The following is a 15,085-nucleotide window of genomic DNA, read 5'->3' as shown; positions in this document are numbered from 1 at the left end:
GTCAGCGGCCTCCGAAGGTCGACAGAGCCGACGGCTGCTTCGCGGCGTGATCGCGCGTGCCGTCGCCTTTGCGAGGCGCCGCGCGTCGATCGAGGCACACGATCGTGGTGTCATCGGGCAGCGGGCTGCCATCGATGATGCCCGCAGCCGCGCATAGCCGATCGATCACCTCCTGCGGCGTAAGCGCGGGCTCGCAGGCATTCAGCGCCGCCTGCAGCCCATCGTCGCCGATCCGCTTTCCCTTCGTATCCGGGAATTCGGACAGTCCATCGCTGAACAGCAGGAGCCGCGAACCGGCCGGAAATTTGCGGCGCGAGGTGCGATAGCGCACGCCGCGCTCGATCCCGAGCGGAAAGCCGCTGCTGTCGCAGAGCCGCGCACGGCCCTCCACCCCCTGCACGAGAATGGCCGGCGGCGCGGCCGCGGACGCGACTTTCAGCAAGCCGGCGCGGTGATCGACAACGACGTACATGAACGTTGCGAATTGTCCGATGCGCAGCAGACGAACGAGGCGCTCGTTCAGCATCGACAGCAAGCCGCCGGGATCATCGTGCAACGCCTTGTATTCGTGAATCAACGCGTGCAGGCGGAACGTATTCAACGCGGCATTGATGCCGTGGCCGGTAAAGTCGGCAAGGAAGATTCCAAACGCGCCGTTGCTGATCGGCAGCATGCCCCAGAGGTCGCCGCCGAGCTCCGAGGACGATCTGTTGTAGCTTGCGATCCGCAAATCCGCAGCGCGCGCCGCCCATTGCAAGGTGATGGGATCCGGCAGCAGTTCAACCTGCATGCGACGGGCGGCCTCGAGCTCGCCAGAGATGCGCTCGCGATAATCCCGCAGGGCGCGCAGCGAGTTCCAGCGTTCGAGATGCACCACGACGCGGGCAATCAGCTCCGATGGATTGATCGGCTTGGAGAGAAAATCCGAGGCGCCGGCAGCGAACAGCTCGCCCATCTTCTTGCGATCGACGGTCGCGGTCTGCACCAGGATCGGCGCGTCTGCGAAATCGGCCTGGGCGCGGATCTCGCGACAGACATCGAGCCCGCTCATATCCGGCATCTGCATGTCGAGCAGCAGCAGGTCCGGGCGGAAGCGGCGCACCTGCTCCATCGTCGACAGGCCGCCCTCCGCAAATTCGATGTTGGTGAACTTCTGCGCGCGCAGCACGCCGGCGACCAGCCGCCGGCAGAGCGGATCATCGTCGGCAATCAGGATCCGGGCGTCCGCGAGCCCTTCAGGCACGCCCCGCTCGTCGACCGCGGACTCGACCGTGTTCAAGACTGGGCTCACCGCAGAAACTCCAGCCGCACCGTCGTTCCACCGTTGAGCACCGTCACGCGATCGGAGAACACCTGCAGGATCTCCAGCCCGCGGCCCGACGCACCGTCCTCGGCGGCCGGCCGGACGCCGCTGTAGTCATATCCGTCGCCGCTGTCGGATATCGTGACCTGGATCGCGGATGCGGTCCAGGCGGCCGCGAGACGGATCGTGGCGCCGCCGATGTCGGCGGTATCCAGCCTGGTCTCGATGATCGCCTGCGCTGCGATCAGGCCGTCGAGACTGCCTCGCAAGCCGCCGTCGATCCTCAAATTACCGTGCAGCACAGCGTTCATCAGCGCCTCCTGCGTGGCGCTGCAGATCCTGATCCTGAGATCCTCGGACAGCGGCAGCCGCCGCCGGAGTGCCTCGACGAACCGCTTCACGATCGAGTGGCGATAGGCGGAGCGCGTGGTCACGATCAGGGTCAGCCGGTCGGCGCACAGCCCGTCTGGGTCGGGAGCCAGACCGCCGTCGATCAGGCCGGCTTCGACGCAGCGTCGCACGGGCTCCGCGAGCGCCGCCGCCAAGGTCTCCTCGGAGGCGCCGTCCCAGCAGGCCACGTAGGCCCCATCGTCAACCTGGTCCTCGACCGACACGCACATCGGTGCTCACTCCTCCACCTTGAAGAGCGTGTTGAACTTGGTCACGGAGAACATGCGTTTCACCTGCCCGATCGGCCGGCGAAGGATGAGCTCGCGATCGCCCTTCTTGGCCTCGTCGCGGGCCAGCAGCAGCATGCCGAGCCCGGCGGAGTCGATGAAGTCGAGCTTCGAGAGATCGATCACGACGGCCTTGCCGGGAACCGCGAAGATCTCGGTCACCATCTGCTTGAAGGGAACGTGGTCGGTGAAGGTGAACTCACCGCTCATCGCGATCTGTCCGCCCGCCTGGTCAATCTGAATCTGCATGCATTCCTCCTAGAACAGCTCGACCGTGCCGGTCGTGGACGGAGCCACGACGGAATCGCCATCATCGACCGGCTGTTTGCCCTCGAGAATCTGCGCGACGAACCGCGACCTCATTTCGCCCAGCGTGAACCGATCAAGCATCATCTTGACCCACTCGTTGTCGCCCGCGTCCTCGACGACCGGGGCATCGAGCGACTCCGCCGTCGTCGCCTTCAGCTCGTCGAGCGCCTCGTCGACCACGCGCAATGTGTCGACAACATGCTCGAGCCGTTGCCGCGTACGGTCCTGAAACTGAATTCCGGTGATCATTCCCGCGACGTCGGCAGAGATGACCTCGGCCTCCTTCATCGCCTCGCCGACGACTTCGGTCAGGTTGCCGCTGCGCTGAATCAGCGCGTTCATCAGAAGCTCGAGCCGATCCTTGGCCATGAGATTCTGCGACATATCGATGGTGGCGACGCGCTGCAGCGTCGCATGACCATTGGCGATGCCTTCGGTCACCGCCTTGAGCTCGGCATCCATGTCGACGGACAGCCGCTGCGTGGCGCCCGACAGCTCGCGCACTTCGCCGGCGACCACCCTGAAGGCTGCGCCGGCGGCGCCGGCCCGCTCAGCCTCGATCCTCGCATTGAGCGCCAGCATATTGGTGACCTTGTTGATCTTGTTCAGCTCCTCCATGCAGCTGTCGACGCGGTTGACGTTGGCGTTGAGCTCGCTCAGCGCGTAGACCATCGACATCGCGTCCTTCGACAGCAGAAGGATCTTCTCGACCACGTCGCTCAAGGTCTCCTCGAGCAGGCCCGCGATCCGGTCGATCGCCACCGCCTCGCCGTCGACCTCGATGCCGATCGCCAGCTTGCTGAGGCTTTCGACGCGCTGGGTCTGCTGCTCCGCGCACACGGCCAGACGCTGGAACTTGCTGCTCAGGCTGTCCGCCTCCGTTTCCACGACAGCGGAGGTCTGCTGGATCTCGCCGACGAGCGTCCGGATGACGCGCTGCTGCATGCCCGCAAAGGCGATCCAGCGGCGCATCAGCTCGTCCTGCTTGGACCGGGCATCAGGGACGGACTCCGCTGGCGGCTCTGGGGTCGGCGGCCTTGCCTCGGCCGCGCTGCTCTGCTTCCAACCGAACATGGATTAAACCCTGACCCCGCGCGCAGCGAGCGACTCACACCGCTTCAGGACCTGATCGGCGATCTTGCCGAGCGGCAGCTCGATCTCGACGGCGCCGCATTCGCGCGCCGCCTTGGGCATGCCGTAGACGACGCAGCTCGCCTCGTCCTGGCCGATCGTCGGCGCTCCCGCCGTGCGCATCTCCAGGAGGCCGACCGCACCGTCGCGTCCCATGCCGGTCAGGATGACGCCGATCGCATTCGGCCCCGCGGCATGCGCGACGGACCTGAAGAGAACGTCGACTGACGGCCGATGACCGGAGACGGCCGGCTCGTCATGGACGCGGCAGACATAATTCGCACCATTGCGTCCGAGCTCCATGTGGAAGCCGCCCGGCGCGATATAGGCGTGACCGGGCAGCACGCGCTCACCGCTGACCGCCTGTTTGACCGTGACCGCGCACAGCTGGTTCAGCCGGGCGGCAAAGGAGGCGGTGAACATCGCCGGCATGTGCTGGGTGATGACGGCTGCCGGTGCGTCGGAGGGAAACGCCATCAGCAGCTCCTGCAGCGCCTCGACGCCGCCGGTGGAGGCACCGATCGCAATGATCTTCTCCGACGTATTGTAGGAGACGCCCGGCCGCTGGATCGGACGGACCTGCTCCCCGGAGCGCGTCCGGATCTTCGCGACCGATGCCGCCTTGACCTTGCTGACGATCTCGTTGCGCATCGCAGGCAGGCCCTCAACCAGCCCGACTACCGGCTTCGCCACGCAATCGAACGCGCCCATCTCCAGGGCGCGGATGGCAGTGTCCGCGCCCTTCTGGGTGAGCGACGAGATCATCAGGACCGGCATCGGCCGCAGCGCCATGATCTTGTCGAGAAAGGCAAGACCATCCATGCGCGGCATCTCGATGTCGAGCGTGAGCACGTCGGGGTTGAGACTCTTGATCATGTCGCGCGCGACGATGGGATTCGGCGCGGCGCCGACGACCTGGATCGCCGGGTCGCTCGACAAAATGTCGGTCAGGACCTGGCGCACGAAGGCCGAGTCGTCGACGATCAGAACGCGAATGGCACTCATATGTACTGCCTCAAAAGAGCTCGATCGATCCGGCGACGGGCTCGACCTGGATCTTGGATTTGTAGGATGTCTCGTGGCGGACCAGCGCCTCGTGGTCGGCGCGCGGCAGTTCGAGCAGCATCACCCGGCCGGTCGCGGGAAAATAGTGGACACGGCGCGGCAGCGAGCCACGCAGATGGCTCGCCGCGATCGGAAGATTCTCCGCGGCGAGGTACTCCTCGACGAAATCGGCATTGCGATGCCCGATCTTGGCTACGCCATTCAGGACGTTGGCGCCGCCGAACACCTTGATCTCGAGCCTGCGGCGGGCGCCGCCGCGGATCAGAACGTCGTTGATCAGGCGCTCCATGGCGACGTTGCCATAGCGCATGCTGTCGGACGCATTGCCCCAATGGCTGAAATTCTCGGGCAGCATGAAATGATTCATGCCGCCGACCCCGGTCTTCGGATCACGGATGCAGGCAGCCACGCAGGAGCCGAGAACCGTGACCAGCATCTCGTCCTCCTTGTCGGTGACGTAATGCTCGCCCGGAAACACCTTGACGACGACGGCGTCGAAGCGCTTGTCGCGATAGCGCCGCGAGCCCGTCACGATCTCTTCGGTCGGAGGTGTCGCCGTCGTCGCGCGGCGCCCGGTCCTCGTCTTGATCATTTGACCCTCCGATAGATCGTTCGCCCGACCAGATCGAAACGGTCAGTGACACCAAGCAGATTCTCTGAATGGCCGATGATCAGCCAGCCGTCCGGCTTGAGGAGGTTCGCATAGCGGTCGAACAGCCGGATCTGGGTCGGCTTGTCGAAATAGATGACCACGTTGCGGCAGAAGATGACGTCGAACGGGCCGGACATCGGCCACGGCCCGAGCAGATTGAGATGAGCGAAGGTGATGAGGTCGCACAATTCGTCGTTCATTACGACATTGCCGTCGCGCATCCGCGTGAAGCGCTTGCGATGCGTGTCGGGAATGCTCGTCGTCCGGTCCATCTCGTAGACGCCCTGCGCCGCATGGGCGATCACGTTGGTGTCGAGATCGGTCGCGAGAATCTTGACGTTCCAGTCCAAAAGAATCCGGGGCCCGGCCGCCAGCGTCATCGCGATGCTGTAGGGCTCCTCGCCCGTCGAGCATCCGGCCGACCAGATGCGCACGCGCTCGGTGTCGGCATTGTCGACGGCGAGGCTCGGCAGGATCACCCGTGCGAGATAGTCGAAGTGATGAGCCTCGCGGAAGAAGTTGGTGTGATTGGTGGTGACAGCGTTGATGAAATTGCGCAGCTCGTCGTCGCCGCCGCTGGTCTCCAGCAGACGGCAATATTGCGAGAAGTTCGACAGACCGAGCGCGCGCAGCCGCCGGCCGAGGCGACCATGAATGAACGCGCGCTTGCGCTCGTTCAGCACGATACCGGCCGTGTCCATCACAAGCTTGGACAGCTTGCGAAAGTCTTTGTCCTCGAGCGCGAACTGTTCCTGCACCATGATCTCCTGACAGCTGCGAGAGGCGCCCCGGCTCTAGGCCCGGGCGCCGTCCGGCAGCTCAGAACTCCTTCCAGTCGGCGTCGCCGGCACCGACGACGCGGCGGCGCGCCGGCTCGGCATCGGACGACCGCGGCGGCGAAGACGCCGGACGCGCGGGAGGCGGCGAAGCCGGCCGCGTCGCCGGGTTGCGCATGGCCGCGAGCTTGTCCTTGCCCGCGCCGAGCGAGCGATCGACAACGGGGTTGCCGGTCCGGGCCGCAGCGTAGGGCCGGCCGCGCTCGAACTCCGGCAGCATCATGAAGCGACCGACCATCTCGGCCATGGTCTCGGTCTGCTCCTCCATGGACTTGGCGGCGGCAGCGGCCTCCTCGACCAGCGCGGCGTTCTGCTGGGTGACCTTGTCCATCTGCGTGACGGCGTTGTTGACCTGCTCGATGCCGCCGCGCTGCTCCTGCGACGCCGCTGAGATCTCCGCCATGATGTCGGTCACGCGCTTCACCGACTGGACGATCTCCTCCATCGTCTTGCCGGCGGTATCGACCAGGCGCGAGCCCGATTCCACCTTCGAGACGGAGTCCGAGATCAGCCCCTTGATCTCCTTGGCGGCGTTGGCGCTGCGCTGAGCGAGGTTGCGCACCTCGGCGGCGACCACGGCAAAGCCGCGTCCCTGATCGCCGGCACGCGCGGCCTCGACCGCGGCGTTGAGCGCGAGGATGTTGGTCTGGAAGGCGATCTCGTCGATGACGCCGATGATGTCGGCGATCTTGCGGCTCGCCTGGGTAATGCCGTCCATGGTGTGGACGACCTCGGCGACGACGCTGCCGCCCTTGATCGCGACATCGGATGCCGACGACGCCAGCTTGTTGGCCTGCTGCGCGTTCTCGGCATTCTGGCGGACGGTGGAGGTCAGCTCCTCCATGCTGGCCGCGGTCTCCTCGAGGCTGGCCGCCTGCTCCTCGGTGCGCTGCGACAGGTCGGTGTTGCCGTTGGCGATCTCGCGCGCCGCGCTCGACAGCGTGTGCGAGCTCTCGGAGACCTCGGACAGTACGGCGGACATCGCGTCCAGCAGACCGTTGACGCCCTCGCAGAGCATCGCGATCTCGCCGGTCTTGCCTTCCAGCGGAATCCGCTCACGGAGATCGTTGTTCTTGGCGGCGTCGACCACGGCCTGAGTCTGCCGTACCGCTGCCTGCAACGCTTCCGACGCCTTGACCTGATCGGTCACGTCGGTCGCATATTTCACGACCTTGAACGGCTTGCCGTCCGGGCCCATGATCGGGTTGTAGCTCGCCTGGATCCAGACCTCGCGGCCACCCTTGCCGATGCGGCGGTACTGTCCGGTCTCGTACTCGCCACGCGCCAGCTTGTCCCAGAACATGCGATATTCCGGCGAGCTGCGATAGGCGACGTCGACGAAGATCGAATGATGCTGTCCCTTGATCTCCGCCAGCGAGTAGCCGAGCGTATTGAGGAAGTTGTCGTTGGCGTCGAGGATCTTGCCGTCGGTGGTGAACTGGATGACCGCCTGAGCCTTGTTGATCGCATCGATCTGGCCGCTGAAATCCGCGTTGCGGATCACGTCGCTCGTGATGTCGGTGGCGTATTTGACGACCTTGAACGGCTTGCCGGACTGGTCCAAGATCGGATTGTAGCTCGCCTGGATCCAGACCTCCCGTCCGCCCTTGCCGATCCGCTTGTACTGTCCGGCATCATATTCGCCGCGCGCCAGCTTGTCCCAGAACAGACGGTAGTCGGTCGACTGACGATAGCTCGGATCCACGAAGATCGAATGATGCTGGCCCTTGATCTCGTCGAGCGAGTAGCCGATCGTGCGCAGGAAGTTCTCGTTGGCGTCCAGGATCTTGCCATCGAGCGAGAACATGATCATCGCCTGGGAACGATCGATCGCCGCAAGCTGCGACGCCTGGCTGCGGACCTCGGTGACATCACCCCATTCCAGCATGAAGCCCTGGCTGACGCCCTGCGCGTTGCGCATCGCATTGACGTTGAGCGAGATCTTCAGCGGCCCGACGGAAATGTCCGTCTTGAACGGCATGTTCGCCGGATTGGCCAGCATGGCGCGCTGATGCGCCGGGTTGCGGTGGAACATGTCGATGCACGTCCCGATCATCGCGGCGGGATCGAAGCTCGGCCAGAGCTTGCGGAACTCGGTGAGATGCTGGCCGAACAGCTGCTTCGACGCCTGATTGAGATAGGTGATCTTCAGATCATTGTCGACCAGCATCACCGCGCTGGTGACCTTGTCGACCACCGCCGCCATCTGGTCGTCGCGGCTCGCGGCGCGCGGCGCCGCCGCGACCGACTTCGCCGCGGCAGGCTGCGGGCGGCTGCGCGGGCGCGAGCGCGCCTTCGGCTTGGCACTGTCTTCGCCCGGAGCGCCGTCGGCCGTGAAGTCCTGCATGATGTTGTCCTCGTATGTGTCGCTCATGACGATCTCGCAAAATTCTCTTCTGATGAGTTCAAGCGGCGGCTGCCGAATCTGCCGGAGCGGCTGTATGCTTGGCGGACTCGGCCGACATCCCGAACAGGCCGGAGAGCGACACCAGGGTCACCATCCGGTCCTGGATCGCGACGAGTCCCTCCAGGAACTGATCCTCGACCGGCATGCCCATGTCCGGTACGTCGCGGATCTCCTTCGGATCTACGGAGATGATGTCGGAGACGGTATCGACCAGCAGGCCGACCGTGCGAGTCCCCGCGGCGACGATGATCACGACATGCATGTTGGTCGGGATCGTCACGCCGGTGCCGAACCGGGCGCGAAGATCGAAGATGGGCACGATGATGCCGCGCAGGTTGATCACGCCACGGACATGCGCCGGCGCGTTCGGGATCATCGTCGTCTCGGTCCAGCCCTTGATCTCGCGCACGACCATGATGTCGATGCCGTACTCCTCCTCGCCCAGCGTGAAGGTGATGAACTGCTGCACATTCTCGCTGACGGCCGCTTGCTGGCCAAAATGGTCGGCCGGCTTGTTGTCAGGCTGCATGGGTCATGTCCTCTGCAAATTCGGATCTCGTGGCATCCCGCGGCGTCGGCCGCCCGACCGGTCCGCGAGCATCGATCTCGTGCAGCCGCGCGACGTCGAGGATCAGCGCGACGCGGCCATTGCCAAGGATTGTCGCGCCGCTGATGCCCTCGACCGGCTCGTAATTGGCCTCGAGACTCTTGACGACGACCTGCTGCTGACCGAGCAGTTCGTCAACGACGATGCCGACGCGCCCGGCGCTCTCGCTCTGTACGATGATGACGATGCCGCGGCAGGGATCGCTGATCGCATCGCTGATCGCGAACACGCGATGCAGGTAGACCAGCGGCAGGTACTCCCCGCGCAGCGCCAGGACGTGCCCCCGTCCGACCACCGGATGGATGTCGGCTGACTGCGGACGGAGGTTCTCGACGATCGCGACCAGGGGAATGATGAACGTCTCGCGTCCGACCGACACGACCATGCCGTCGACCACGGCCAGCGTCAGCGGCAGCGAGAGCGTGAATGACGAGCCGTGGCCGAAGCGCGAGCGGACCGAGATCCGGCCGCCGAGCGCCTGCACGTTGCGCTTCACGACGTCCATGCCGACGCCGCGTCCGGAAATGTTCGAGATCACCTCGGCGGTGGAGAACGCCGGCATGAAGATCAGGTTGTCGATCTCGTCGTCGGTGAGGTTGGCACCCGGCGGCACCAAGCCCCGCGCGCGCGCCTTCTCCAGGATTCGTTCGCGGTTGATGCCGCGGCCGTCGTCCGAGACCTCGATGACGATGCGGCCGCTGCGCTGGGCCGCCGACAGATTGATCGTTCCCTGTCGCGGCTTGCCCGCGGCAAGCCGCTCGGCCGGCGGCTCGATGCCGTGGTCGAGCGCGTTGCGGATCATATGCGTCAGGGGATCGTTGAGCTGCTCGATCACCGTCTTGTCGATTTCGGTCATCTCGCCGGAGGTGACGATGCGCACCTCCTTGCCGAGCACGGCCGCAAGCTCGCGGACGATGCGCGGCATCCGCGCGAACACCGATTTGACCGGCTGGGCGCGGATCGCCATCACGCTTTCCTGCAACTCGCGCGCGCTCTGCGCCAGCGCCTCGATGCCCTGGATGAGCTGCGGATATTTGTCGGCCGGCAGAGACATGCCCTGCTCAGTCAGCATCGCCTGGCTGATCACGAGCTCGCCGACGAGATTCACAAGACGGTCGACCTTGTCGACGTCGACGCGGATCGACTGTGCGAGCGACACTGCAGCTGCCGCCGGAGCGGTCGCGCTGCTGGACTCTCCGACGGCCACTTCGGCGGTCGGCACAGCCGTCTGCAACAGGTCGATCTGAAGATCGCAATCATCCTCGACGAATTCGAACACGTCCTGAATGCTGCCGCGCGGCACGGCGGTTTCCAGCGTGAACGTCCAGTTGAAATAGGCCGCCTCGGGATCCAACGCCTCGAGCGCCGGCAGCGCCGAGAAATCGACCTCGGTCGTGAGCGTGCCGAGCTTGCGAAGCTGGCGGATCAGCAGCAGCGGCTCATTCGCCTTTCTCAGCATCTCCGTGTGGGGGCGAAACCTGATGCGGTAGGTTTGCTCGCTGAGCAGCTTCGCGTCCGAAGCGGACGGCGCAGGCTTCGTCTCGACCGGGTGACCGGCGCCCTGCAGCACGTCCTGCATGGCCGAGCGAATATCGGCAGCAAAGTCTGCAGGCAGCTGCTGCTCGAGCCGCGCGGCATTCACGATGTCGGCCAGCGCATCGCTGGCGCGGAGCAGCAGCTGCTTGACCTCGTTGGTGGTCGCGATCTTGTGGTCGCGCAGCGCGTCGAGCAGGCTCTCGAAGGTGTGCGAGAACGCCACCAGATCGGTGCAGCCGAAAGCGCCGGCGCCGCCCTTGATGGAATGGACCGAACGGAAGATCGCGTGCAGCGTCTCGTCGTCCTCCTGTCCCGACGACAGAAGTTCGAGGTTCGACTGCAACGCGTCAAGCAGCTCCGCGCATTCCTCGAAATAGGTTTTGCGGAATTGCGCGACCGGATAGGATTCTTGCTCTGACGTTACGGACATACGCGGTTGACCGTTGCGATCAGTTGCTCCGGATTGAATGGCTTGACCAGCCACCCCGTCGCACCGGCTGCCTTGCCGTCGGCCTTCTTGGCGCCATCGCTTTCGGTCGTGAGGATGAGGATCGGCACCGCCCGATGCTGACTGCCGGCCCGCACATTCTTGATCAGCGTGATGCCGTCCATGTTGGGCATGTTCAGATCGGTGATGATCAAATCGAACCTGCCGCCGCCCAGCACGTTCAGAGCCGCCTTGCCATCCTCGGCTTCCGCCACGTCGAAGCCGGCCTTCTTCAACGTGAAGGACACCATGTCGCGCATGGTCTTCGAATCGTCGACTGCCAGAATTCGCTTGGTCATGTCACTCCATCCAGTTTTCAAATTCGTGCCGAAGTCCGAGGTCGGCGATCGCCGTCCTGAACAGCTCCGATGGTTGCGTGATCTTGAAGGACTTGTTGGCGGCGCGGGCACCATGGGCGGCGGCGAGCAGAATCTGGACGCATGGGGTCGACATCCGCTCCACGCCGGCCGCGTCGAGCAAGACGTCACCGGCTGCCGCGAGCCGGATCATCTCGTCGCGTAGCTGGGTCGCCTGCGTCAGATCGAGCATCTGAGGCAGCACGTAGGCGGCGGCGATATCGTCGGTCGCGCCGGGCTCTGTCGTCGGGATCGCGTCCGTCATCGTCGAAATTCCGTAGACTACGTCGCGCTGGCCGCGACGCCGAACACGTCACTGGCTACAAGCGGACCTCAATTGGTTCCGGCGACGACCTTTTTTCGTCGCCACACTCGTTCAAATTGAGTGGAAAGCGATTGTTGGATTGTTAAAGATGAGAGCCGTATTAGTACGGCCCCTCTACCTTGGCGTGCTCAGGTTCCATGAGGAACTCCCCCCGCAGACTGGGCCAACGCTGCGAAATCCTCGCAGCTGCGCCTGACGATCGGCCCGTCCGCGGGCAGCGCGTTGTCGCGCCGGGGCCATCGAGACTATGCGTTGATATGCGTGAGTATCGCGACATGCGTGATCAGCCTGACGATTGAGCCAGGGCTGATAGCAACGCGTCCGTTAAGGAAATCCGTGCCAATTCACGGACTGGCGGCCCGCAAGACTACGGGACGGCCACGGGCCCGTACGATGGCGGGCGCATTGTGTGCACGGCAAAACGTATGAGGCTGAAAAGATGCTCTGACGTCGTCGGGCGCCGGAACCTTGTTGCGACGCCATCTGCGCCCGCCGGCCGCGGCCGGCAGGCTCCGAAGGCAGGAGCGTCGCTCGCGTCAGCGACGCTGGTTGTAGACGTCGATGCAGACGGCGCCGAGCAGCACCAGGCCCTTGATGACCTGCTGATAGTCGATGCCGATGCCCAGGATCGACATGCCGTTGTTCATCACGCCCATGATCATGGCGCCGATCACCGCGCCACCGACGCGGCCGACGCCGCCATAGGCCGAGGCGCCGCCGATGAAGCAGGCCGCGATGACGTCGAGCTCGAAGCCGAGACCGGCCTTCGGCGTCGCGGTGTTGAGGCGTGCCGCGAAGATCAGGCCGGCCAGCGCCGCCAGGACGCCCATGTTGACGAAGGTCAGGAACACCAGCCGCTCGGTCTTGATGCCCGACAGCTTGGCTGCCTTGGCATTGCCGCCGACCGCGTAGATCTGCCGGCCGACGACGGTGCGGCGCGTCATGAAGCCGTACAGCGCAATCAGCGCGGTCATGATGACCAGCACGTTGGGCAGGCCGCGATGCGAGGCGATCAGATAGGTGAAGTACATCAGCACGCCGGCCAGCACGACATTCTTGGCGGCGAAGACGCCGAACGGCTCGACCTCGATGCCGTGCTCGACCTCGCGCGCGCGGCCCTTGACGCTGGCATAGACCAGGATGAGCGTAAGAATCGCGCCGATCGCGAGCGACGTCGGGTTGAGATTACCGGCGCCCGGAAACAACTCCGGAATGAACCCCGAGGAGAGCTTCTGGAACGTCGCCGGGAACGGGCCGACCGACTGCCCCTGCAGCAGCGCCAGCGCCAGGCCCTTGAACACGAGCATGCCGGCCAGGGTCACGATGAAGGAGGGGATGCCGAAATAGGCCACCCAATAGCCCTGCGCCGCGCCGATCGCGCCGCCGACGATCAGGCAGGCGATGATGGCGAGCGGAAAGTCGACGTGGTAGCGCACCATCAGCACGGCCGCGACCGCGCCGACGAAGCCCGCGACCGAGCCGACCGAGAGGTCGATATGCCCGGTGACGATCACCAGCAGCATGCCCAGCGCCATGATGACGATGTAGCTGTTCTGCAGCACCAAGTTGGTGAGATTGAGCGGCTGCAGCAAGGTGCCGTCGGTCATGATCTGGAAGAACAGCATAATGACGAACAGCGACATCAGCATGCCGTAGCTGCGCAGATTGTTCTTCAGGAAGCCGGCGTGGGGCTTCTCTTCCGGGAGTGAAACCGTCTTGTCGGTCATGGCTGGTGTCCTCCCGGCCGCTTAGGCGGCCGTCTCCTGGTTCGTAATGGCTTCGTTGCGCATGATGGCGCGCATGATCTTTTCCTGCGTCGCGTCCGGCCCTGCGAACTCGCCGACGAAGGCGCCGTCGTTCATGACGCAGATCCGGTCGCAGATTCCGAGCAGCTCCGGCATTTCCGACGAGATCACCACCACACCCCGGCCGGCATCCGCAAGCTCCTGGATGATACAGTAGATCTCATATTTGGCGCCGACGTCGATGCCACGGGTCGGCTCGTCCAGGATCAACACCTTGGGATCCGTCATCAGCCATTTCGACAGCACGACCTTCTGCTGGTTGCCGCCGGAGAGCTGGCCGGCCTCCTGGTAGACGTCCGAGCAGCGGATGCGCATGCGGCCGCGGTAGCCGGACGCCGCCTTGAGCTCGGCGATGTCGTCGATCACCCCCTTCGGCGCGACCTGATCCAGGCTGGCAAGGGTGATGTTCTTGCGGACGTCGTCGGCCAGGATCAGGCCGAGCTGCTTGCGGTCCTCGGTGACATAGGCGAGGCCGGCGTCAATCGCCGCGGGCACGCTAGTGAGATTGACGTCGTGGCCCTCCAGCCGGGCGCGGCCCGAGATGTTCACGCCCCACGAGCGGCCGAACAGGCTCATCGCGAACTCGGTGCGGCCGGCGCCCATCAGTCCGGCAATGCCGACGATCTCGCCACGGCGCACCTCGAAGTCGACGTTCTTGATGACGCGGCGGTCCGGGTGCTGTGGATGGAACACCGTCCAGTTCTCGACGGTGAACACCGGCTCGCCGATCTTCGGCTGCCGCTCGGGAAAGCGGTGCGCCATGTCGCGGTTGACCATGCTCTTGATGATGCGGTCCTCCAGGACCGGCTCGGCGCGGCAGTCGATGCCGTCGACGCTGCGGCCGTCGCGCAGCACGGTAATGCGGTCGGCGACGCGGGCGACCTCGTTGAGCTTGTGCGTGATCAGGATCGACGAGATGCCCTGCTCGCGGAATTTGACGAGACGGTCGAGCAGCGCCTGGCTGTCGGCCTCGTTGAGGCTGGCGGTCGGCTCGTCGAGGATCAAAAGCTTGACGCGCTTGGACAGCGCCTTGGCGATTTCGACCAGCTGCTGCTTGCCGACGCCGAGATCGGTGATCAGCGTATCCGGCGATTCTTTCAGACCCACCTGAGCCAGCAATTGCTGCGTCCGGCGGTAGACCTCGTCGCGATCGATGACACCGAAGCGGGACGGCGCGTGCGACAGGAAGATGTTCTCCGCGATCGACATCAGCGGAATCAGCGCGAGCTCCTGGTGGATGATGATGATGCCGAGCGCCTCGGAATCATTGATGTCGCGGAATTTTCGCTCCTCGCCCTCGAAGATGATCTGGCCTTCGTAACGGCCGTGCGGATAGACGCCGCTCAGCACCTTCATCAGGGTCGACTTGCCGGCGCCGTTCTCGCCGACCAGCGCGTGAATCTCGCCGGGCTCGACGGTGAAGCTGACGTCACGCAAGGCCTGCACGTTGCCGAAGCTCTTGCTGACGTTGCGCATTTCCAGGATTGCGGTCATCGTCTCATATCTCTGTTCTGACGCCACTCTGTTCTGACGCCGCTCGCCCCCCGCCGCGCGACAAGATAACCCCCTCCCCGGAAACCGGGGAGAGG

General features: G+C 64.7%; 14 protein-coding genes. All 14 read right to left on the bottom strand.

All coding sequences use genetic code 11. The annotated features are described in order from the left end of the window. Position 1: 1 nt before the first annotated feature. Entirely contained in the window at positions 2 to 1,291 is a 1,290-nt protein-coding gene (locus BRADO_RS08625) for a PP2C family protein-serine/threonine phosphatase (protein WP_050780970.1), read from the bottom strand. After that, positions 1,288 to 1,923 carry an ATP-binding protein gene (locus tag BRADO_RS08620; RefSeq protein ID WP_011924930.1) on the bottom strand — a complete coding sequence of 212 codons (636 nt, stop codon included), beginning with the start codon at positions 1,921 to 1,923 and terminating at the stop codon, positions 1,288 to 1,290. The genes BRADO_RS08625 and BRADO_RS08620 overlap by 4 nt, the downstream gene beginning before the upstream one ends. A gap of 6 nt (positions 1,924 to 1,929) precedes the next feature. Then, positions 1,930 to 2,229, bottom strand: a complete 300-nt coding sequence (locus tag BRADO_RS08615; RefSeq protein ID WP_011924929.1) for an STAS domain-containing protein — start codon at positions 2,227 to 2,229, stop codon at positions 1,930 to 1,932. A 9-nt stretch (positions 2,230 to 2,238) separates the two neighbouring features. Beyond that, positions 2,239 to 3,261 carry a methyl-accepting chemotaxis protein gene (locus tag BRADO_RS08610; protein ID WP_244422990.1) on the bottom strand — a complete coding sequence of 341 codons (1,023 nt, stop codon included), beginning with the start codon at positions 3,259 to 3,261 and terminating at the stop codon, positions 2,239 to 2,241. 105 nt (positions 3,262 to 3,366) lie between these two features. Continuing rightward, on the bottom strand, positions 3,367 to 4,425 hold the full coding sequence (locus tag BRADO_RS08605) for a chemotaxis response regulator protein-glutamate methylesterase (RefSeq protein ID WP_011924927.1): 1,059 nt from the start codon (positions 4,423 to 4,425) through the stop codon (positions 3,367 to 3,369). Positions 4,426 to 4,435: 10 nt separating this feature from the next. Continuing rightward, complete coding sequence (gene cheD / locus BRADO_RS08600; RefSeq protein WP_011924926.1) at positions 4,436 to 5,077, bottom strand: chemoreceptor glutamine deamidase CheD; 642 nt, start codon at positions 5,075 to 5,077, stop codon at positions 4,436 to 4,438. Continuing rightward, entirely contained in the window at positions 5,074 to 5,898 is an 825-nt protein-coding gene (locus BRADO_RS08595) for a protein-glutamate O-methyltransferase CheR (RefSeq protein WP_011924925.1), read from the bottom strand. The genes cheD and BRADO_RS08595 overlap by 4 nt, the downstream gene beginning before the upstream one ends. Before the next feature lie 58 nt (positions 5,899 to 5,956). After that, positions 5,957 to 8,347 carry a methyl-accepting chemotaxis protein gene (locus BRADO_RS08590; RefSeq protein WP_244422989.1) on the bottom strand — a complete coding sequence of 797 codons (2,391 nt, stop codon included), beginning with the start codon at positions 8,345 to 8,347 and terminating at the stop codon, positions 5,957 to 5,959. Positions 8,348 to 8,378: 31 nt separating this feature from the next. Further along, on the bottom strand, positions 8,379 to 8,909 hold the full coding sequence (locus tag BRADO_RS08585; protein ID WP_011924923.1) for a chemotaxis protein CheW: 531 nt from the start codon (positions 8,907 to 8,909) through the stop codon (positions 8,379 to 8,381). Further along, positions 8,899 to 10,953: a chemotaxis protein CheA gene (locus BRADO_RS08580; RefSeq protein ID WP_011924922.1), complete on the bottom strand. Its 2,055-nt coding sequence runs from the start codon at positions 10,951 to 10,953 to the stop codon at positions 8,899 to 8,901. The genes BRADO_RS08585 and BRADO_RS08580 overlap by 11 nt, the downstream gene beginning before the upstream one ends. Then, positions 10,944 to 11,309: a response regulator gene (locus BRADO_RS08575; protein WP_011924921.1), complete on the bottom strand. Its 366-nt coding sequence runs from the start codon at positions 11,307 to 11,309 to the stop codon at positions 10,944 to 10,946. The genes BRADO_RS08580 and BRADO_RS08575 overlap by 10 nt, the downstream gene beginning before the upstream one ends. A 1-nt stretch (position 11,310) precedes the next feature. Then, positions 11,311 to 11,631, bottom strand: a complete 321-nt coding sequence (locus tag BRADO_RS08570) for an STAS domain-containing protein (RefSeq protein WP_011924920.1) — start codon at positions 11,629 to 11,631, stop codon at positions 11,311 to 11,313. A gap of 596 nt (positions 11,632 to 12,227) precedes the next feature. Then, the gene (mmsB, locus tag BRADO_RS08565) at positions 12,228 to 13,418 is read right to left on the bottom strand and encodes a multiple monosaccharide ABC transporter permease (protein WP_011924919.1); all 1,191 of its coding nucleotides are present in this window, start codon (positions 13,416 to 13,418) and stop codon (positions 12,228 to 12,230) included. A 21-nt stretch (positions 13,419 to 13,439) separates the two neighbouring features. Then, on the bottom strand, positions 13,440 to 14,990 hold the full coding sequence (gene mmsA / locus BRADO_RS08560) for a multiple monosaccharide ABC transporter ATP-binding protein (RefSeq protein ID WP_041756255.1): 1,551 nt from the start codon (positions 14,988 to 14,990) through the stop codon (positions 13,440 to 13,442). Positions 14,991 to 15,085 lie beyond the last annotated feature (95 nt).

The sequence above is a fragment of the Bradyrhizobium sp. ORS 278 genome (assembly GCF_000026145.1).
In the GTDB taxonomy this organism is placed as follows: domain Bacteria; phylum Pseudomonadota; class Alphaproteobacteria; order Rhizobiales; family Xanthobacteraceae; genus Bradyrhizobium.
The sequence above is the reverse complement of the archived record's forward strand: the minus strand, read 5'-3'. Positions and strand labels throughout refer to the sequence as shown.